This is a genomic window from Pelomonas nitida (assembly GCF_043555975.1).
Lineage (GTDB): Bacteria > Pseudomonadota > Gammaproteobacteria > Burkholderiales > Burkholderiaceae_C > Pelomonas > Pelomonas nitida.
In genome coordinates this window covers 13,763-33,649 of record NZ_JBIGIA010000006.1, presented here as the reverse complement: position 1 = coordinate 33,649, position 19,887 = coordinate 13,763, and the positions used below count along the sequence as shown (strand labels likewise).

The following is a 19,887-nucleotide window of genomic DNA, read 5'->3' as shown; positions in this document are numbered from 1 at the left end:
CGCATGACAGGACGGCGAACGAAGCGGACTTCTCAAAGCGGACTTCTGCGGCTTCATGGGAGGGAACGGAGGCGGACGGGCAAAAGAGGAACGAGGCGCGCAGCGTGCATGCAGTTTTTACGCGGGGCGCGGATTGTCACTGAAGCGGAGGCGACCGTTGCCCACCCAGCAGCGCCAGACGCTCGCGCAGCGAGGCGGCGTCTGCGGCGTCAGCGCGGGCGGCCAGGTAGAACTCGAAATCCTCGGCCGCCGCGGCGAGCTGCCCCAGCGACTCCAGCACCAGCCCCCGGTCACGCCGCTCGGCCGGCTCGTCGGGCAGTAGCACCACCAGCCGCTGCTGCACAGCCAGCAAGCGCCTCGCATCGCCCGCAGCCCGGTACACCTCCTTGAGATTGCGCAACATGCGCGCGAGGATCTGGCGCTTGGTGGCCGGGCGCAGGAAGAACTCGAGCGGCAGCTCCAGATCGGCCGGCAGCCCACTGCCCTGGCGGTAGACGGCCAGCAGCTCGTCCAGCCGCGTCGGCGACAAGGCCTCGCCCGTGAACGGGTCCAGCACGACATCACCCAGCCCCACGCGGCACTTCACCAGGAAATGCCCCGGGAACGCCACGCCCGCCATGCGCAGGCCAGCCTGCTCGCCCAGCTCCAGCAGTAACACGGCCAACGTGATGGGGATGCCGCGCCGCGTCTGCAGCACGCGGTGCACGAAGCTGTTGTCGGCCTCGTAGTAATTGTTCAGATTGCCGGCGAAACCCAGCTCGCCATGGAAAAACCGCGTCAACTCGCGCAGCCGCTCGGGCGGCGACATCTCCGGCGTCAACCGGCCGCGCAGCCGGCGCGCCAGGGCGTCGACCTCGGCGTGGGTTGCCTGCACGTCCAGCTGCGGATGCTCGTCCTGCGCCAGGCTGATCGCCGCCTCCATCAGGTTGAGGCTGCCCTCCTCCGCCACCAAGGTGGCGAAGTAGTCCAGCGGCGTCGGCACGGCGAACTTCATCAGCTCGGCCGCCCCAACGCACGCGGCCGCATGCCCACGAGCAGCAGCATCGCGAAATACACGACGGCGCTGGCCCCGAGGCTGGCCGCCATGATCAGCGCGCGCTTGATCTCGTGCGAACCGAGCGCGATCCAGTCCACCCGCGTCGCCAGCCACCACTGCAGCAAGCCCATGACCGCGCAGCCGGCCGCCACGCGCAGCCCGAAGGCCAGCCAGCCCGGCTCCGGCCGGTAGCTGCCCAGGCGCTTCAAGCCCCACAGCAGCCAGCTCGCATTGACCAGCGCGCCGACGCCGATGGACAGCGCCAGCCCCGCCACGCCGACCCAAGGCACGAACACGAGGTTGAAGCCCTGCGTCAACACCAGCACGGCGACGGCGATCTTGGCCGGCGTGCCGGTGTCCTGCCGCGCATAGAAGCCCGGCGCGAGCACCTTCACGGCCACCAGCCCCAGCAAGCCCACGCCCCAACCCATGACGGACTGCGCCGTGTGGCTCACGTCCACGGCGCTGAACGCGCCGCGGTGGTAGAGCACGGCGGTCAGCGGCGTCGAGAAGACCAGCAGCGCCACCGCGCAAGGCAAGGCCAGCAGCAGCACCATGCGCAGCCCCCAGTCGAGCAGCCGGCTGTAGCGCTCCGACTGGCCGGACGCCTGCGCGGCCGACAGCTGCGGTGTGAGCACCGCACTCAGCGCCACACCCAGCAGACCGATCGGGAACTCCATCAACCGGTCGGCGTAGTTCAGCCACGAGGTGGCCCCTTCCGCGAGACGGCTGGAGATGTTGGTGTTGATCATCAGCGACAGCTGCGACACGCCGACGCCCAGCAACGCCGGCCCCATCTGCACCAGCACGCGGCCGACGCCGGGATGGGACTTGGCCTCACGCAGCCCCCGCCAGGTCAGCCGAAGGTGCGGCATGGCGCCGATGGCGCGCAACGCCGGCCACTGCACCAGCAGCTGCAGCACGCCGCCCAGCATCACGCCAAACGCCATCGCGTAGATGCCGGGATAGCCAGCCCGCTGCAACGGCCCCGCCAACGCCCAGCCGACGACGATGACACTCAGATTCAGCAGCACCGGTGTGGCCGCCGGCACCACAAAGCGCCGCCAGGTGTTCAGGATGCCGGCCGCCAGCGCCACCAACGACATGCAGCCGATGTAGGGAAACATGAAGCGCGTCATGGCCACCGACGCGTCGAACGACTCCGGCGCCAGCCCGCCGCCCAGCAGCCACACGAGGCCCGGCGCCGCCAGGACGCCCACCACCGACGTGGCCACCAGCGCCCACAAGAGCACGGTCGCGACGGCATCAATGAGCCGCTGCGTGGCCTCGGCGCCCTCGGTCGCCTTGGTGGCTGCCAGCAAGGGCACAAAGGCCTGCGAGAACGCGCCTTCCGCGAACAGGCGGCGCAGCAGATTCGGGATGCGAAACGCCACCAGGAAGGCGTCGGTCATGCCCGTGGCACCGAACAGGCCAGCCACCATGGTTTCGCGGACAAGCCCGGTAATGCGCGAAGCCAGGGTCAGGAGGGATATGGTTGACGCGGCGCGCAGCAGATTCATGGCGGCGGATTATCTGTGGCGCGAATCGCGTCACTTGCCAAACTCTGCGGCAGGACTTGGCCAAATGAATGTTTCCGGGCTATACTCGCTGTCTTTGCACCAACTGGGTATAGACACAGCATGGCAACCAGCTCCAAAGCCAAGAAGAAGACGGTTCGCCTGGCATCGGGTCGCAAGCGCGCCCGCCAGGACGTCAAGCTCAACGCCGCGAACACCGCGCTGCGCTCCAAATTCCGCACGGTCATCAAGAACGTGCAAAAGGCCGTGACGGCTGGCGACAAAGCCAAAGCCGCCGACCTGTTCAAGACTGCCCAAGCTGTCATCGACTCTGTCGCTGACAAGGGCATCTTCCACAAGAACAAGGCTGCTCGTCACAAGAGCCGCCTGTCCGCCAAGATCAAGGCGCTCGCCGCCTGATAACGAATCCAGCTCTGGTGCAACGAAAGGCCCGCTCTGCGGGCCTTTTGCATTTCGGCGGGCCATTCGGCATCGGTGCGATCGACTTGAACGCTCGCCGGCACCCTCGCCCCGCCCCGCCCAAGCACACAGAGACCGGATGCCGGGCTAGTGCCACTCCCCGGGGCTCACACCCTGGATGCTGCGGTCACGCAGCCACTCGACGACCGCCCGGGCCACCCAGGCCGGGTCATCCAGCGGCAGATCGTGCCCTGCCTTGGTGTGCAGCCGCAATGGCGCGCCCCAGGCGCGGCTGATGGCCTGCGAACAGCGCCAGTCGACCAGGCTGTCGCCCTTGCTGCACAACAGCAGCATCGGCGCCGAGGGCCGAACCCGGCTGGCCCGATACCGCAGGCTGGCCAGCAACTGCCGTGCCGTGTTGCGCAGCCCCAGCGGATGCTGGCGCTGCAACTCCACCCACCGCTCGATGACGGCCTGCGGCGGCGTGAGCCTCGTCGTCAGCCTCAGCACCCGCTCCTCGCGCAGCCGCGTGCTGAAACGACTGAGCGACAACAACGCCAGCCCGAGATAGTTCAAGGGCCGCGCACGCCGAAACACTTCGCTGAACGGCCGCAGGCTCGGATTGATCAGCACGCCCGCCTCGACCTCATCCGGATACCGGTTGGCCCAGTCGCTCAGCACCGCAGCACCCAGCGACATGCCCAGCACCGACACGCGCGTCACGACGCCCTGGCGCTGCAGTTCGGCTCGGCAGGCGTCGACGATGGCCGACACCTGCGTGGGGCTGGGCTGGCGGCGCAGCGTGCCGGTGCCCGGCAGGTCCAGTGAAATGACTCGCGCCGCCGGCTGCTGCCCCCGCAGTTCGCGCAGCAGATGCTCAGGGAAGACGCCCCAATGCCCGCTTTCGCGCGACAGGCCGCGCAGCAGCACCCACACGCCAGACATCTGGCCATCTTCTGGCGCAACGGCGGGCGCGGTCGGCATCGGCTCTGCAGTGACGCTGAGATTCATCGATTGGCATGTTCAAACCAAGCCGGCGAGGATAACGCCGCCGCGCACCAATTTGGCTTGCGGGATGTTGCTAAGCAGGAAGAAGGGACTCAGGCCCCCGGCTTGCCATCCGGCAACAGGCAGGCATCGGCCACCTGCAGCTTGTTGTCGCGCGCGAAGTTCATGACGAAGTCCCAGGCCATGGGCTCGAGGCGCTTGAGTTCTTCATTGACGATGACGCACTTCACGCCATTGATGACGGTGGGCACGCACAGCGGCGAGTAGCCGATGTGCGCCCCGATGCCCGGACGCATGCCACCGGGCCGGAAACTGGACATCGCGCCGGCCAGCCGCTCGGCCCAGTCACTGGGGCGAAAGGTGCGTCCATCCAACGTCACACCTTGGATGAATACTTCGCGCGGCGGTGGGGCAACGGTCATGGAAAAGTCGGCTTCACAGGTCAGCGGGGCACCGCTGCCAAAGAACCGTATTGTGCCTTGGGCTGCAGCGACCTTTTGCGCCGCAGCAAACCGAGGGGCATGGACCCTAGAATCAAAAGTCCACCTTTTTTCAACCCTATCGGAGACCCGATGAACGCTGATTCCCTCCCGTCCGACGCCCACGTGATGCCGACCTACGGCCGCCTGCCCGTTGCGCTCTCGCACGGCCAAGGCTGCTGGGTCTGGGACACGAACGGCCGACGATTGCTGGACGGGCTGGCGGGCATCGCCGTGAACACGCTCGGCCACAACCACCCTCGCCTGGTGCCGGCGCTGCAGGACCAGATCGCCAAGCTGATCCACTCTTGCAACTACTACCGCGTGCCGCTGCAGGAGCAACTCGCCGACAAGCTGTGCGAGATCTCGGGCCTGGCCAACGTCTTCTTCTGCAACAGCGGGCTCGAGGCTAACGAGGCCGCGCTGAAGATCGCCCGCAAGTTCGGCCATGACCGCGGCGTGGAGTCGCCCGAGATCCTCGTCTTCGAAGGCGCCTTCCATGGCCGCTCGATCGCGACGCTCTCCGCCACCGCCAACCCGAAGATCCAGGCCGGCTTCGGCCCGCTGGTGCCGGGCTTCGTGCGCGTGCCGCTGAACGACCTCGCCGCCGTCGAAGCGGCGATCGCCTCGCACCCGTCCATCACGGCCATCTTCCTGGAAACCATCCAGGGCGAAGGCGGCATCAACCCGGCGCGCATCGAGTTCCTGCAAGGCCTGCGCCGCCTGTGCGACAAGCACGACCTGCTGATGATGCTCGACGAAGTGCAATGCGGTGTCGGCCGCACGGGCAAGTGGTTCGCCCACCAGTGGGCGGGCATCCAGCCCGACGTCATGCCGCTGGCCAAGGGCCTGGGCTCGGGCGTGCCCATCGGCGCCGTCGTCTGCGGCCCTCGCGCCGCCGGCGTGCTGAAGGCCGGCAACCACGGCACGACCTTCGGCGGCAACCCGCTGGCAATGCGCGCCGGCGTCGAGACGCTGGCCATCATGCAGGAAGACGGTCTGCTCGCGAACGCCGAGGCGGTGGGCGCGACGCTGCGCAACAGCCTGACCGAGGCACTGGCCGGCGTGCCGGGCTTCGTCGAGATCCGTGGCCAGGGCCTGATGCTGGGCATCGAGCTCGACCGCCCCTGCGGCGTGCTGCTGGGCCGCGCGCTCGATGCCGGCCTGCTCCTCAGCGTGACGGCCGAACGCGTCGTGCGCTTGCTGCCGGCACTCATCATGACGCACGAGGAAGCCCTGCAGGTCACGGCCCTGCTGGCGCCGCTGATCAAGGCCTTCCTGGCCGAGCCTCAGCCATGAAGCCTGGAGACACCCTGATGCGCCACTACCTCCAGTTCAAGGACTTGCGGGCCGAGGAATACGCCCATCTGTTCGAGCGGGCGAGCATCATCAAGCGCCGCTTCAAGAACTACGAGAAGTACCAGCCGCTGCAAGACCGTACGCTGGCGATGATCTTCGAGAAGGCCAGCACCCGTACGCGCGTGAGCTTCGAGGCCGGCATGTACCAGATGGGTGGCTCGGTCGTGCACCTGACGACCGGCGACAGCCAGCTGGGCCGCGCCGAGCCGGTGGAAGACTCGGCGCGCGTCATCAGCCGCATGGTCGACATCGTCATGATCCGCACGTTCGAGCAGAGCAAGATCGAGCGCTTCGCCGCGCACTCGCGCGTGCCGGTCATCAACGGCCTGACCAACGAATATCACCCCTGCCAGATCCTGGCCGACCTGTTCACGTTCATCGAGAACCGCGGCATGGACCGCCGCGGCGCCATCGACATGGACTGTCTGAAGGGCCGCGTCGTGGCCTGGGTGGGCGACGGCAACAACATGGCCAACACCTGGCTGCAGGCGGCGGAGATCCTCGGCTTCACGGTGCACGTCAGCACGCCCAGCGGCTACGAGATCGACGCGGCCGTGGCGGGCATCCAGGATGCCGGCTGCTACAAGGTCTTCAAGGACCCGCGCGAAGCCTGCGTCGGCGCCGACCTCGTGACGACGGACGTCTGGACCAGCATGGGCTACGAGGCCGAGAACGAGGCCCGCAAGGCCGCGTTCGCCGACTGGTGCGTCGACCGCGACATGATGGCCCGCGCCAAGCCCGATGCGCTGTTCATGCACTGCCTGCCGGCGCACCGCGGCGAAGAGGTGGCGGCCGACGTCATCGACGGCCCGCAGTCGGTCGTGTGGGACGAGGCCGAGAACCGCATGCATGTGCAGAAGGCCTTGATGGAATACCTGCTGCTCGGCCGCATCGGCTGAGCACGAAGCCCCGTCACCGCGAAGGCCGGCTCAATCGAGCCGGCCTTTTTCTTGGCGGACCATTTTTGCTGGCGCCACTGGCGGCGGCCGGCCCTGACGACCGAATTGCGCGCCATGCTGGTGCAAATCCAGCCCGATCTTGCGCCACGGTGAGGCGGTGTCGGCCCGGTGTCAGGGCTTCGTGGCAAGCTGTCGGGTTATGCGCTGGGCTTTCATCACCGACATTCATGCCAACCGACAGGCCTTCGAGGCCGTTCTCGCCGACGCCCGGGCCCAGGGCGCGACGCATTTCGCCCTGCTGGGCGACTTCGTCGGCTACGGCGGCGACCCCGCCTGGGTGGCCGACCAGGTCATGGCACTCGCCGCCGACGGCGCCATCGTCGTGCAGGGCAACCACGACGAGGCCGTGGCTCACGGCAGTTCGCCGACCATGCATCCCGACGCCCGCGTCGTCATCGACTGGACGCGTGCCCAGCTCAACGAAGACCAACTGCGCTTCCTGAGCCGGCTGCCGCTGCAGGCCCACGGCGAGCCGGGCAATTGCCTGTTCGTGCACGCCAACGCCTTCGATCCCAAAAGCTGGGAGTATGTGCAGGGCCGTGCCGAGGCCGTGCAGAGCCTGCATGCCAGTACGGCGCGCATCCAGGTCTGCGGCCACATGCACGAGCCCATGCTCTACCACCTGTCGGGCACCGGCAAGGCCGGCGACTTCCGTCCCTTGTCCGGCGTGCCGATGCCGCTGCCCGGCCATCGGCAGTGGCTCATCATCCCCGGCGCCTGCGGCCAGCCGCGCGACGGCAACCCGGCGGCCTGCTATGCGCTGCTGGACCCGGGCAAGTCCGACCTGGACGACGCACGCGTCACCTTCCAGCGCGTCGCCTACGACGTGGAAGCGGCCTGCACGGCCTTGCGCGCGACCGACATGCCCCCGGCCATCGTCGAGCGCCTCGCACGCCGGCTCACGCAGGGCGAATGATGAGCACGACACCGCCGACCACAGCCGCCCCCGCCGCCCTGCCCGCACCGCTGGAAGCCGGCCAGATCCTGGACGGCTTCCGCCTGGAGGAACGCCTGCACCAGGGCGGCATGGCCAATCTCTGGCGCGTCAGCCGTGTGGACGGCAGCGACGACGGCGTGGAGCTGCTCATGAAGGTGCCGCGCATCAAGGGCGGCGAAGACCCGGCCACCATCGTCGGCTTCGAGGTCGAACAGATGCTGATGCCGCAACTGAGCGGCCCCCACGTGCCGCGCTTCATCGCGCGCGGCGACTGGACGCGCCAGGCCTTCGTCGTCATGGAGCGCATCCCCGGCGACACGCTGCGCCCGCGCCTGGACGACGCGCCGCTGCCCCCGGAGGAAGTGGCCGACATCGGCGCCCGCGTGGCCACGGCGCTCGCGGCGCTGCACCGCCAGCACGTCGTGCACCTGGACATCAAGCCCAGCAACATCATGTTCCGCCCCGACGGCACGGCGGTGCTGGTGGACTACGGCCTGAGCCGGCACGAACAGCTGCCGGACCTGCTGGAGGAGGAGTTCACGCTGCCCATGGGCACGGGCCCCTACATGAGCCCGGAGCAGGTGCAGTTCGTGCGCAGCGACCCGCGCAGCGACATCTTCGCCTTGGGCGTCATGCTCTATCACCTGTCCACCGGCGAGCGGCCGTTCGGCCAGCCGAACTCAGTACGCGGCCTGCGCCGCCGGCTCTATGTGGAGCCGGTACCGCCGCGGGCCATCCGGCCGGAGCTGCCGCCCTGGCTGCAGGAAATCATCCTGCACTGCCTGGAGGTGCGGCCGGACCGCCGCTACCAGAGTGCCGCGCAGCTGGCGCTGGACCTGCGTGAGCCCGGTGGCGTCGCGCTGACGGCCCGCGCCGAGAAGCTGCAGGTCAGCGGCGCGATGATCCGGCTCAAGCGCTGGTTCTTCGCGCTGGGCAGCGACCCTGCGCCGGTGCAGCCCGTCACCGAGCAGCTCGCGCGCAGCCCCATCGTCATGGCCGCCGTCGAGGTGGACCGCGGCACGCCCGAGCTGCGCGCGCAGTTGTGCGAGACCGTGCGGCGCATCGTGCAGACCGAGACCGGTGCGCGCCTGGCCTGCGTGGCCGTCATGAAGATCAACCGCATCGGCATCGACGAGCTGACCGACAAGCACGGCCAGAGCCTGCACGTGAAGCAGCTCATCGCGCTCAAGCACTGGGCGCGCCCCATCAGCAAGGCGCTGAACCTCGCGGACGGCCGCCTGACCTTTCATGTGCTGGAAGCGCCCGACGTGGCGGACGCGCTGGTCGACTTCGCGCGCCGCAACGGCGTGGACCACATCGTCATGGGCGCCCGCGGGGCGTCGCCGCGGCGGCGCTACCTGGGCAGCGTGTCCGGCTACGTGGTGGCCGAATCGGACTGCACGGTCACCGTCGTGCGCGAACCGGCGGCGGGCTGACGATGAGCGACAACCCCTGCCTGAGCTGCGGCGCCTGCTGTGCGAGCTTCCGCGTGGACTTCGACCGCAGCGAACTCGACAGCGAAGGTGGCCGCGTGCCCGACGGCCTGGCCGTCGAGCTCACGGGCCGCCTCGTGCGCATGCGCGGCACCGACCATGCCCAGCCGCGCTGCGCCGCGCTCAGCGGTCAGGTCGGTCGCAAGGCCAGCTGCGGCATCCACGAATGGCGGCCTTCGCCGTGCCGCGAATTCGGCGAGCGGGCCCCGATGGGCATCGGCGACGATGCCTGCGCTCGCGCGCGGGCGCGGCACGGGCTGGCGCCGCTCTGACCGCCGGACCGCCCGCAGAGAGCGCCGCCGGCTACGAGCCCGCGCGCGGCGGCAGCGGTGATCGCGTCTGCTGGGCGCGCTCGATCTGCCGCTCGCGCACCTCGTTCAGCCAGGCCAGCTTGGCCCCGTAGAGCTGGCGGTCATGGCTCGTCGCGCTGTTTTCCAGCGCCTTGGTGATGGCGCCGCGGGCACCGGGCAGGTCACCCAGGCCGTAGTTCGCCAACCCCAGCCAGAAATGGAACTCCGGCACATAGGCGGCGCGCGCCACCTCCTTGCGAAACAGCTGGCGGGCCGCCGCGAACTCGCCGGCCTTCATCGCCGCCACGCCCTCGTCGAAGAACTTGTAGGGCGGCACGGGCTGGACCTGTGCGAGCTGCTGGGCCAAGGCCTGCGCCTCGTCGCGCCGCCCCAGATCGCTCAGCACCAGCACCAGGTTGGACATGGCCTGGACGTTCAGGGGCTCGCGCTCCAGCACGACACGCAGCGCGTGCTCGGCCGGGCCGTACAGGCCTTTGCGACGGTAGAGCACGGCCAGCGTGTTGTAGGCGGCCAGCCAGCGTGAATCGGTGAGGACCGCGGCGCGCGCCCACCAGTAGGCATCGTCCACGCGCCCCTGCATCAACGCCTCGGCGGCGCGGTTGTTCTGGAACATGGCCAGGATGGTCGATTCGTCGATGACCCGGCTGCGGTTGCGCCGGATCTGCTCGGGCGGCAGGAAATCGATGGTCATCAGCTCCGGGTCACCGAACACGGCCACCATGCCCGCCGTCCGGTCCGGCACCCGCCCGAGGCTGACGTTGACATGCCCCGCCACGAAGAAGAGGCCGTTGCTGCGTGTCCAGCTTTCTTCCAGGTAGACGCTGTTGAGCTGAACCGGCAGGTTCAGGTGGCGGGCAAAGGCCGCCGTCATCAGCACCAGCGACAGGCAGTTGCCCCGGCGGGCGTCGAAGGCCTCGGCCGCGGTGCGCGTGATCTCGCTGTCGTAGTCGAGCTGCAAGCGGCCCTTGGTGTAGAGCGCATCGATGAGGCCCTTGCGCACGCCCTTGCTGCGGATCTCGGCCGCCATCTCGGTCTCGGCGAAGCGCTTCATCGCCGGGCTCAGCTGCAAGGCGGCCTCGGCATCGATGGGCATGCTGGCCGGCTGGAACGCCGCATCGAGGAAGACATCGGTTCGGGGTGGCGCCAGCGGTGCGCCGGTGCAGCCCGTCAACAAGGCCGCCCCCGCAAGGGCCAGCACCGTCGTCAGCGTGCGGATCTTCATCGCCATCTCCTCGCTGTCTGCCGCCAGTCACGCGCTGGCGTCACCTTCAGCTTAGTCCGCCGCCCTGGCACCTGTCGCGCGTCATCCTCACGGAATCGGCGCCGCCCTCGCCCGCCGCGGTGCGCCACAGCGGCCGGCGCGGCAGCACGGGGCTCAGGCCAGGTATTTGTTGATGGTGGCAGCGGCGTCGGCCGGCAGGTCGATGAAGCTCAAGCCGACCTTGAAGCCGGATTCGGCGCTCGAGAACACGCTGTGAACAACGCGGGCCCGCGCCTCGAACGGCGCGTAGCCGCTGGGTTTGAGCGGGAACATGAAGCGGATGCCCAACACCACGCCCGGCGGCGGGTTGGCCTGGGCCACGATGGCCATGCCGCCGACACTGACGTCCAGCGTCCGCACCTCGAAGGCCTGCGTCTGCCCGAGGACGACAGTGGCACGGGCGCGAAGTGACTTTCGCTCGGTCTTTCTGCGGTCCTCGTCCGACGCCGACATCGATGGCAATCTTGAATTTCCTGAAAGCGCCGGCCCGCGCGTGCGGCGCCGCTTTCAGCGGGTGGATCTTGACCCCGTCGGCCGTGCCAGCCGCTGACGGCAGCTGGCAAACGTCTCGACGCGACACGGGGTGTTGGCTGCGGATGCTAAAGGACACACCGCCCGGCGCCGCAGCGACGGCGTGCTTGCCCGATGAAAAACTACCGCACCGGGCCGCCCGCGCGGCGTTCAGTCGATCGCCGGATAGTCGCCCAGGCCGTCCGGCCACGGCGTCAGGATCTCGAAGCCGTCCTTGGTGACCGTGACCATGTGCTCCCATTGAGCCGACAGCGAGTGGTCCTTGGTGACCACGGTCCAGCCATCGTTGAGTTCGCGGATGGCGGCACCGCCGGCATTGATCATCGGCTCGATCGTGAAGATCATGCCTTCCTGCAGGCGCAGGCCCTCGCCGGGGCGGCCGAAGTGATTGACGTGCGGCTCGTCGTGATAGACGTCGCCGATGCCATGGCCGCCGTACTCACGCACGACACTGAAACCAGCCGCGTGGGCGACCTTCTGGATGGCGTGGCCCACGTCGCCTAACGTCGCGCCCGGGCGCACCTGGCGGATGCCGGCACGCAGCGCCTCGTAGGTCGTCATGACGAGGCGGCGCGCCAGCACATTGGCCTCGCCGACGATGAACATGCGGCTGCTGTCGCCGAACCAGCCGTCCTTGGTCAACGTCACATCCACATTGACGATGTCGCCCTTCTTGAGCTTCTTGTCCTTGCTCGGGATGCCGTGGCAGACCACATGGTTGGGCGAGATGCAGGCGGTCTTCGGATAGCCGTGATAGCCGACGTTGGACGGGATGCACTTCAGCGTGCCGACGATGTAGTCGTGGCAGATCGCATCCAGCTCCTCGGTCGTGACGCCGGGCACGACGTGCGGCTTGAGCATGGCCAGCACTTCGGCGATGAGGTGGCCGGCCTCCCGGGAACGGGCGACTTCTTCGGGGCTGCGCAGCTTGAGGCTCTTCATGCGCGGGCTCCCTTGGCCTTGGCGGGCTGGGCCCAGCCGGCCAGGCGGGCCAGGTCCAGGCCGCCTTCCTGCTCGGCGCGGATCAGCAGCTGGCAGATCTCGGCATGGCTCAGTTGCGGGTGCAGTTCGGCCAGCATGCCGACGCGCATCCAGTGCTCGGCCTGGGCATTGATGGAACGCGACAAGGCCTGGCTCGCCAGGCGCAGGCTCTCGTGCAGCGGATCGGAGATTTTGACGATTCCCATGGCGCAACTATATACGATTCATATACGAAACGTATAACACCACACCTCGACGGCCAGCCGCCGTGGCCGCACCTCAGAAGCCGACGGTCACACCCAGCGTCAGTGCGCGGGCCCGATCGGCGCCGGTGTGGCGGCCGTAGCTCGCGTTCACCGACACCTTGGGCGTCACGGATGCCCAAAAGCCGGCCTGCAGCCACGGGCGCTGATCGTGGTCGTCGGCAAAGGCTTCGGCGACCAGATGCACGTCGTCGCTGGCGGCCTGTTCGAGCGCCATCGCCCACCGCGTGGTGTTGCCATGCGGCTGGCGGACGCCCGTCCAGCCCAGGTTGACATGGGCCGACAGCCGGGGCGTCAGCGGCACCGTGCGCACCAGCGTCACGTAGGACTGATCCAGCGGCAGGTGTTGGCCGGCCGCGCGCCGCAGGACCGCGCCATAGGCCACGCTCCACTCGGCAGCCCCCTGCTGCCCAGCCGCCAGCGCGGTCTTGCCCGCCAGCGTCAGGAAGTCACCCGAGCCGTCGGCCGGGCTGACACGCGCCGCTGCGATGGACAACTGCGTGCCGTGGCCGACATCGCAACCCAGTTGCGACGACACCAGCCGAACCGCCGCCGCCGCGTCGGCGCGGAAATGCCCGACGTAGCTTTCCACCGCGCATTCACCGGCGGGCAGCACGGGCGCGTCCTCCGTCACCAACGGGCGCCCGGCATGGGCATCCATGCCGCCCAGCAAGCTCACCAGGGCCAGCAACGCCCGCGCAGCCCGGCCGGCACTGGCCGAGCGGGCCCGGGTCGCCGCCCGGCCGCACCGGGCATGCTCGGCGAATTTGATGAAATTGCTTGCGCGCATCGGGCCAGTGTGGCCCAGCGACCAGACAATTCACCACCCGATCATTTGATCGAATTGATTGATTTGTGAAATTGTCGGGCGTTGGCGACCGCGCAGCGGCTCAGCGCACCACGGCCGCGTCGTAGATGGCCAGGAACTCCGGCGGCATGCGCTTCGGCTTGCCGGCGCCAATGTCGATGCACACCAGCACCCAACGCCCGCGCACCAGCGTCGCACCATCGCTCACGCGGCGCAGCTGGAAGCGGCGCTCCATCGTGATGCGGCCGTCGCTGGCCGTGAGCCAGGTGCCCAGCACCAGCGCCTCGCCCTCGAAAGACGGCAGCAGGTAGTCGTAGTGACCCTCGCGGATGGCCATCGCGCGGTCCAGGCGGCGGTAGTCGGCCAGCGTGAGGCCCAGGGCCTCGGAATGCGCCCAACCGGCCTGTTCGCACCACTGCACATAGACCGCGTTGTTGGTGTGGCCCAGGCCGTCGATGTGCGTGGCAGCCGGCGCCAACGCCAGCGTGAACGGCGCGGGGTGGTCCCAGCCCGAGCTCAGGTCCGTCGTCACAGCCAGCCCTCCTGTTCGGCCTTCACGCCGCGCTCGGCCAGTGCATCGCGCAGTGCCGCCAGCTCAGCGGGCAAGGCCTGGCCCGCCAGCCGGGCCAGCACGCCCCGGTCGTAAGCCCCCAGCGGCTGCAGGCCCGGTCGGGCGAGGCGCTCGGGCTCCATCGCGGTGGCCGTCCAGGCCAGGCCGGCGCGCTCCCAGGGCTCGGCGGCGGCCCGTGCAATCTCGATGCCGGCGGGGTCGGCATCGGCGCTGATGGCGGCCGGCGCCGGCGCCAGCTCGATCAGCCGCGACACGGCCTCGCCCCAGGCCCGCGTGGGGCGGCCGGCGATCCACACCAGCGCATCACCAGGCGCTCGCCGCGCCGCCTGTTTCTCGAAGCTCGCGCGGTTCTCGATCAACCACCAGCGCGCGGGCGGCGTGTCGATGTGCTGAAGCGCACGCAAGGCGTCCACCGGCAGCGCGAAGAACGGGGCCGCCGCAAGATCGACACGCCGGTCGTCCGCCCAGCGCAGGCGGGCGTCGCCGGCCAGCGTCAGCGTCGCTGCGAAGGCCTCAATGCCCAGCGCCGGCAGGTCGAAATGCCGCTCCAGCCAGGCCCACTCGCCGGCGGCGATGGCCTTGGTGTGATCCAGATGCAGCGCGAAATCGCGCCGCAGCCCGCTGCGCCCCTCGGCCCCCCAGCGCACCAGCGCCTCCAGCAGCGCCACGCGCGCTTCGGCGGCCATGGTGGCCATGCGCGTGTCGGCCAGCGCCTGTGCCGCCTCGCCAACCCGCTCATCCGCCATCAGCGCGTCCAGCCGCTGCGCCAGCGCCGCCGTGCGCGCATCGCGGTCGCTGCGCGTCGCCAGGCCCAGCGCGGCCTGCAAGGCCTCGAGTTCTATCCAGCACAGCTTCACCGGCCACCAGCGGCCGTGCTCGCTGCGCTCATGGCGGGTGGCGATGCCGGCCTCCAGCGCTTTCTGCGACAGCGCCTCGGCCAGCTCGATGCGCCCGGGCCCGGCGGCCTGCAGCAGGCTTTGCCACGGCCGTGTGTCGGCGCTGCCGCGCAGCCAGTCGGTCAGCAGTTCGCGCTCGTCGACGCGCAACGCCGGCAGCGCACCAGGCCACACCGGCTGCGCGGCCGCGAGATGGCGGCGCAGCCGGCTGGCGCTGAGTTCACGCGTATTCACTGACCTCCGGCCGGCGCGCCAACACGGCGATCGGCGGGGCCCAGCGCTCGCCGCGCGGCTTCTTGCTGGTGACCAGCGTGATCTCGCTGGGCTCGAACACCTCGACGTTGTGCGTGATCGGCGTGGTCAGCAGGTATTGCGCGCGCGTGCTGCGCAGGAAGTGGCCGACGAGCTGGATGTTGCGCACGTCCAGGTGGGCGAAAGGCTCGTCGATGAAGACGAAGCCGCCGGGCGTCTCGTCGTCCTTCATCAGGCCGACGAGCAGGATCAGGCTCTTGAGCACCTGCTGGCCGCCCGAGGCCTCGCCGTCGTTCAGGCCCACCTCGCCCTTGCCGTCGAAGTTGAACTTCACGTGCAGGCCGGCCTGGGCCAGCACGGTGTCGTCGTTGTCCAGGTGCGGCAACTGGGCCTCGGCGGCCACGCCGGCCAGCTCGCCCAGCTCGGCCACGTTCTTCTTGTAGCGGCGCACGGTGGCGCGCAACACGTCGATGTAGCGCTCGCGCGCATTGCCGGCCGCCGTCGCCGCCAGCGCGTTGCTCGCCTTGCGGTTGGAGAGCTGCTCCTCCTCGTCGCGCACCTGCTGGGTCATGCGCACATGGCGGTCCAGCACGGTGGCGTCGGTCTCCCAGACGCCCTTGTCCAGCTCCTGGTCCACATGGTGCGCGCGGATCTCGGCCTGGCGGGCGTTCTCGAACTCGTTCTTCAGCGCGGTCAGCGCGATGGACGTGATCCAGCGCGGCGGGAACTTGGCGCCGGCCTCGCGCGATGTGAGGGCCGCGGCCTGCAGCGTCTTGCGTCGCTCCACGTGCTCGCGCGCCGTGCGGGCCTGCCGCTCTTCGCCCTCGGCCAGCTCGCGTTGGGCGCGTTCGTAGTTCTGCTCGTGCACGCCGGAGGCCTTGAGCAGCCGGTCGTGCTCGGCCTCCACGGCCGTCATGCGGGTGGACGCCTCGGCGCGGGCCTGCCGGAGCGCCGGCAGCCGCGCACGCGCCTCGGCGAACTCGTCGGCGCGCTCGGAGAGTTCCATCGCCGCCTTGTGGCCCTGCGCCGCGCGCTGGGCGTCCTTGAGCTGGCGGTCCACCTCGGCCTGCGCCTTGGCGACGCGTGTCAACTCCGCGTCGATGCGCACCAGCTCGGCCTCCAGCGACGTGCGCCGGCCGGCCACGGCGTTGGCGCCGAACTGGTGGTCCGACGGCGGGATGGCGACGCTGCGCCCGCCACGGCCGTCGCGGTAATAGGCGTCGGGCGTGATCCATTCGCCGCCGGCGCCCGAGCCTTCCTCGGTGCTGGCCACGCAGCGGATGCCGTCGAGCTGGCGCGCCAGCCAGGTCGGCAGCGGCGCGCTGACCTTCAGCGCCGCCAGCAGCGAGCCGGCCTTGGCGGCCGGCACCGGCGCGGCGTCGGACACGACGTAGTGACGGTACTTCTGCTTGGACGCGATGGCGAAGGCGCGCGCCTCGTCGCTGCGGTGCTTCAGCACCACCACCCAGCGCGAACCCCGCAGCACGCCCTCGGCGGCCTCGCGCCAGCGTTCGTCGGCGATGTCGATGCTGTCGGCCACCACATGGTGGGCGATGCCGGCGTCGTCCAGCGCCTGGCGCAGCGGCTTGACCTCGGGCGGCGGCGGCGGCAGGCGCTTGTCCTTCAGCTCGGCGAGCAGCCCCTGCACATGGCGCAGCTTGTCGTCGACACGGGTGTACTCGCCGCGCAGCCGGTCCTTGTCGCCGGCCAGTTGCTGGGTGCGCGCGGCGAGTGCGGCGGCATCGGCCTCCACGTCGGCCAGCGCGCGCAGCTCGTCCTCGCGCTTGACCGTCTGCTCCACCGGCTTCTCGGCCTCGCGGGCCTGGTCGAACGCCGCGCGGGACTCGCGGCGCTCGCCTTCCAACGCCACGAGGCGGGCCTTGGTGGACTCGTGCTCCTTGAACAGCTCATGCAGCCCGGCACGCCGCGCCGACATGGCGCGCGCATCGGCGGCCGCGAACAGGCGCGCCCGGTGCAGCTCGCGCCCTTCGCGCGCCAGCCGTTCGCGGGCCTCGCTCCACTGCAGGACGGGCAGCACCTCGGTGGCCAGGCGCTCGCGCTCCTGGATCTTGAGCTGCCACTGGCGGTAGCTGGTCACGCGGTTGGCCAGCTCGGCGAGCTGGGCCTGCGTGCGCGCGAGTTCGCCCTCGGCGGTCTGCACTTCCTTGGCCAGTTGCTGCTGATGGCTGCGGGCCTGCTCGTAGCGGTCCAGCACCTCCTGGTCGCCGAACACCTCGAACACCAGGCGCAGCAACTCCTTCGGGCTCAGCTCGCAGAGCCGGTCGGTCTGGCCCTGCTCCAGCGCCAGCACGCGGCCGATGGCGCGCGTCAGGCCCGCAGCTTCGAGCCGTTTTCGCCAGGCCTCGATGCCCAGCGAATCGCGCTCGCTCTTCTCGGCCAGCTGTTCGATCTCGACGACACCCTCGACGATCATGTAGCGACGCACCCAGTCGCCGCCCTGGCGCTCGATGCGGCAGGCCAGCGTCACCTGGTCGGCGTACAGCAGCGACGACGCGAAGGGCCGGCTGCTGTTCTGGCGGCCACGCGGGCGGTTGTCCACCAGCGCGCGCAGCCAGGCCGTCTCGGCGTTAGCGTGGCGGGCATAGGTGCGGAAGGTGCGGCCGCCGGAGCACTCCAGGCCCAGCAGCGTGCGCAGCGCGTCCAGCAGCGTGGTCTTGCCCGAGCCGTTGGGGCCGGCGATGGTGATGATGTTGCCGTCCAGCGGCAGCGTGACGCGCTGGCAGTAGTCCCAGTGCAGCAGTTCGAGGGTTTGGAGGTGGAACATCAGTCCTCGCTCGGTGCTTGTTCTTCTTCGTTGCGGGCGGCCTGGATCTGCTGGAGGGCCGGGCCGGCGACGGCGTCGGTCGCGCGGGCCAGCACGTCGGCCAGTGCGCCGTCCAGGATGCGCGGCGCGAGCTGGTCGTAGTCCAGCAGCAGGTCCAGCAGCGGGCCCTCGGCGATGTCCTCGCCGCGGCGCGTGATGAAGCCGTGGCGCTCCAGCAGCTTCAGGTTGCCGTCCAGCCGCACCTTCTTGCCGAGCTGGTCGCCGAAGTCGGCCAGCAGGCTGCGGTAGCTGAGCAGCGGCGCCACCGCCGCGCTGCTGGGCAGCGGCTTGTCAGACGCGAACATCTCGCCCTGGCTGTCGCCTACCGCATCGGCACGGTTGATCTGGCGCTGCCTCTTGGGCAGCACGATCAGGCTCCACAGCACCACCAGCAGCGACACGCCGTCGCGCGGCAGCTCCAGGTTGTTGTTGGCGGCCAGCCCCGACTCGCCGAACACCGCGCTCTCGGCCGGACGCAGCAGCGCCACGGCGACATGGTCGGCGTAGACGTTGTCCACCAGCTTCAGGCCCACGCCGGCCAGACGCGCCGTGACGGCGGCCCACAGGTCGGCGTCGATCAGCGCCCGCTTGACCAGCGGGTGGGTGCGCGGCAGCCAGCGCCGTGCCAGCAACTGGGCCGCCAGGCTGGCAGCGTCGTCCAATGCGTTCATTCGGTCTCGTTCAGCAAATCGCCGCGGCTCATCCAGGCCACGAACGGGTCATCGGTTTCGCCCTGCTCGGCGCTCCAGCGCACGCGCCAGGGCTGGCGGGCCATGTCGCCGGTGGCGCCCTTGAGATGGCGGGCCTGCGGGTCGCCCAGCAGCGGCAGCAGCTGCGCGCGGTAGGCCGCCGACGCGTAGCTGCCGCCCAGCACGGCCGGCGCCACCGGCTGCGCGCCACGGCCCTCGGCCGTCCAACCGTTCAGCAACGCCTGCAACGCACCCAGTTCGGGCGGCAGGCTCAGCACCTCCAGCCGGCCGTCGGGCGCGGCCTGGGCTGCCGGCAGGCCGGCGATGTCGGCGGGCTTGGGGCGGTCGCGCTCGAACTCGGCCTCGGCGCCGTCCACCAGCTCCTGCGCGGCGACGATGACGGGGTGCACGCCCGTCGACAGCGCCTCGCCCAGCAGTGCGTGCAGGTCACCGGCACCGGCCTGGCGCTGCAGCCACTGGCGCAGGTCCGTCGTCGTCACACCGGTGGAGCCCAGCGTGACGCGCTGGCGGTCGGCCTGCTGCAGCGCGCGGTTGAACTGGCTGGCCATGACCAGCAGGCTGGCTTGGGCGCTGGCGAGGTCGCGCGCCAGCCGCTCCAGCCGCGCGTGGCCGCTGGCCTGGGCCTGCTCGATGATGGCCTTGACGGCATCGCTGGCGCGGTCGACCAGCGTCATCGCACGCTCGAAGCGGGCGTTGGCACGGCGCAGCTCGAACTCGCTGCCGCTGGCCATGGCGTCGCCAAACTCCTCGCGCAGCCGCGCCAGCTGAGCCTGCAGCAGGTTGAGCTGCTGGGGCTGCAGCAGGCCCAGCTGGTGCGCGCCGGCCACGCCCGACAGCAGCGCCGCGAGGTCGTCGTCGGGGCTGGTGGTGTCGGCCGTCAGTGGCTGCAACATGCCCACCACGGCCTGCGCCAGCGGCGTGATGGCGTAGGTCTGCGTGGACGCATCCCAGTGCAGCAGCTCGGCATCACGCAGGCGCTTGAACACCGTTTCCAGCGCGTCCTCGCGGACCTGGTGGAAATGGCGGTTCAGCTCGTCGCGCGCCAGCCGCGCCGCCGGCAGCGCCATCAGCTCCAGGAACACCCACACGCGCAGCCGCACCCACGCGGCCTCGCCGCCGAACAGCGCACGCTGGGCGGCCAGCAGCGCGTCGTGGCGGTCCAGCTGCCACCACAGCAACGAATCGACCGGCGCACCGCCGTCGCGGAAGAACTCGTCGGCGGAGCGCGGATCGTCGGGGGCGGGCGTGGGGCGAAGATCGGACATGGGGCG

The 19,887-nt window shown here is 70.0% G+C and carries 20 protein-coding genes; 6 read left to right on the top strand and 14 right to left on the bottom strand.

Features of this window, described 5'->3' with window-relative positions:
* Positions 1-136: 136 nt before the first annotated feature.
* Both ACG00X_RS09155 and murJ read right to left on the bottom strand, forming a co-directional pair.
* Positions 137-994: a SirB1 family protein gene (locus tag ACG00X_RS09155; protein ID WP_394487817.1), complete on the bottom strand. Its 858-nt coding sequence runs from the start codon at positions 992-994 to the stop codon at positions 137-139.
* Complete coding sequence (gene murJ / locus ACG00X_RS09150; protein ID WP_394487816.1) at positions 994-2,556, bottom strand: murein biosynthesis integral membrane protein MurJ; 1,563 nt, start codon at positions 2,554-2,556, stop codon at positions 994-996. Before murJ ends, ACG00X_RS09155 begins: the two co-directional genes overlap by 1 nt.
* A 120-nt stretch (positions 2,557-2,676) precedes the next feature.
* On the opposite strand from murJ, the gene rpsT reads away from it, so the two are divergent.
* The gene (gene rpsT, locus ACG00X_RS09145; RefSeq protein WP_268166117.1) at positions 2,677-2,973 is read left to right on the top strand and encodes a 30S ribosomal protein S20; all 297 of its coding nucleotides are present in this window, start codon (positions 2,677-2,679) and stop codon (positions 2,971-2,973) included.
* Between the two features lie 147 nt (positions 2,974-3,120).
* Here rpsT and ACG00X_RS09140 read toward each other — a convergent pair whose 3' ends face one another.
* Positions 3,121-3,918, bottom strand: a complete 798-nt coding sequence (locus ACG00X_RS09140) for an alpha/beta fold hydrolase (RefSeq protein WP_394487815.1) — start codon at positions 3,916-3,918, stop codon at positions 3,121-3,123.
* 155 nt (positions 3,919-4,073) lie between these two features.
* The gene (locus tag ACG00X_RS09135; RefSeq protein WP_394487814.1) at positions 4,074-4,403 is read right to left on the bottom strand and encodes a DUF3579 domain-containing protein; all 330 of its coding nucleotides are present in this window, start codon (positions 4,401-4,403) and stop codon (positions 4,074-4,076) included.
* A gap of 150 nt (positions 4,404-4,553) precedes the next feature.
* Between ACG00X_RS09135 and ACG00X_RS09130 the strand changes: the two genes are divergently transcribed.
* The 5 genes from ACG00X_RS09130 (at position 4,554) to ACG00X_RS09110 (ending at position 9,480) form a co-directional block, all read left to right on the top strand.
* Positions 4,554-5,759, top strand: coding sequence for an aspartate aminotransferase family protein (locus ACG00X_RS09130; protein ID WP_394487813.1), 1,206 nt, complete (start codon positions 4,554-4,556; stop codon positions 5,757-5,759).
* Entirely contained in the window at positions 5,756-6,718 is a 963-nt protein-coding gene (gene argF, locus ACG00X_RS09125) for an ornithine carbamoyltransferase (RefSeq protein WP_394487812.1), read from the top strand. Before ACG00X_RS09130 ends, argF begins: the two co-directional genes overlap by 4 nt.
* A gap of 199 nt (positions 6,719-6,917) precedes the next feature.
* Positions 6,918-7,694: a metallophosphoesterase family protein gene (locus tag ACG00X_RS09120; RefSeq protein ID WP_394487811.1), complete on the top strand. Its 777-nt coding sequence runs from the start codon at positions 6,918-6,920 to the stop codon at positions 7,692-7,694.
* Positions 7,694-9,151, top strand: coding sequence for a protein kinase domain-containing protein (locus ACG00X_RS09115; protein WP_394487810.1), 1,458 nt, complete (start codon positions 7,694-7,696; stop codon positions 9,149-9,151). The genes ACG00X_RS09120 and ACG00X_RS09115 overlap by 1 nt, the downstream gene beginning before the upstream one ends.
* Positions 9,152-9,153: 2 nt before the next feature.
* Entirely contained in the window at positions 9,154-9,480 is a 327-nt protein-coding gene (locus ACG00X_RS09110; RefSeq protein ID WP_394487808.1) for a YkgJ family cysteine cluster protein, read from the top strand.
* A 31-nt stretch (positions 9,481-9,511) separates the two neighbouring features.
* On the opposite strand, the gene ACG00X_RS09105 is transcribed toward ACG00X_RS09110, so the two are convergent.
* From ACG00X_RS09105 to ACG00X_RS09060, 10 genes are all read right to left on the bottom strand, one after another.
* The gene (locus tag ACG00X_RS09105; RefSeq protein ID WP_394487807.1) at positions 9,512-10,741 is read right to left on the bottom strand and encodes a tetratricopeptide repeat protein; all 1,230 of its coding nucleotides are present in this window, start codon (positions 10,739-10,741) and stop codon (positions 9,512-9,514) included.
* Between the two features lie 153 nt (positions 10,742-10,894).
* Positions 10,895-11,233 (bottom strand): PilZ domain-containing protein, encoded by a 339-nt coding sequence (locus tag ACG00X_RS09100; protein ID WP_394487806.1) that lies wholly within the window; start codon positions 11,231-11,233, stop codon positions 10,895-10,897.
* A 228-nt stretch (positions 11,234-11,461) separates the two neighbouring features.
* On the bottom strand, positions 11,462-12,253 hold the full coding sequence (map, locus tag ACG00X_RS09095) for a type I methionyl aminopeptidase (protein ID WP_394487805.1): 792 nt from the start codon (positions 12,251-12,253) through the stop codon (positions 11,462-11,464).
* Positions 12,250-12,498, bottom strand: a complete 249-nt coding sequence (locus tag ACG00X_RS09090) for a ParD-like family protein (protein ID WP_394487804.1) — start codon at positions 12,496-12,498, stop codon at positions 12,250-12,252. The genes map and ACG00X_RS09090 overlap by 4 nt, the downstream gene beginning before the upstream one ends.
* A gap of 73 nt (positions 12,499-12,571) precedes the next feature.
* On the bottom strand, positions 12,572-13,345 hold the full coding sequence (locus tag ACG00X_RS09085) for a hypothetical protein (protein ID WP_394487803.1): 774 nt from the start codon (positions 13,343-13,345) through the stop codon (positions 12,572-12,574).
* Between the two features lie 100 nt (positions 13,346-13,445).
* Positions 13,446-13,895, bottom strand: a complete 450-nt coding sequence (locus ACG00X_RS09080) for an acyl-CoA thioesterase (protein ID WP_394487802.1) — start codon at positions 13,893-13,895, stop codon at positions 13,446-13,448.
* Complete coding sequence (locus ACG00X_RS09075) at positions 13,892-15,064, bottom strand: hypothetical protein (RefSeq protein ID WP_394487801.1); 1,173 nt, start codon at positions 15,062-15,064, stop codon at positions 13,892-13,894. The genes ACG00X_RS09080 and ACG00X_RS09075 overlap by 4 nt, the downstream gene beginning before the upstream one ends.
* Positions 15,051-17,867, bottom strand: a complete 2,817-nt coding sequence (locus ACG00X_RS09070; RefSeq protein WP_394487800.1) for an ATP-binding protein — start codon at positions 17,865-17,867, stop codon at positions 15,051-15,053. Before ACG00X_RS09070 ends, ACG00X_RS09075 begins: the two co-directional genes overlap by 14 nt.
* Positions 17,867-18,577 (bottom strand): hypothetical protein, encoded by a 711-nt coding sequence (locus ACG00X_RS09065; protein ID WP_394487799.1) that lies wholly within the window; start codon positions 18,575-18,577, stop codon positions 17,867-17,869. Before ACG00X_RS09065 ends, ACG00X_RS09070 begins: the two co-directional genes overlap by 1 nt.
* Complete coding sequence (locus ACG00X_RS09060) at positions 18,574-19,881, bottom strand: hypothetical protein (RefSeq protein WP_394487798.1); 1,308 nt, start codon at positions 19,879-19,881, stop codon at positions 18,574-18,576. Before ACG00X_RS09060 ends, ACG00X_RS09065 begins: the two co-directional genes overlap by 4 nt.
* Positions 19,882-19,887 lie beyond the last annotated feature (6 nt).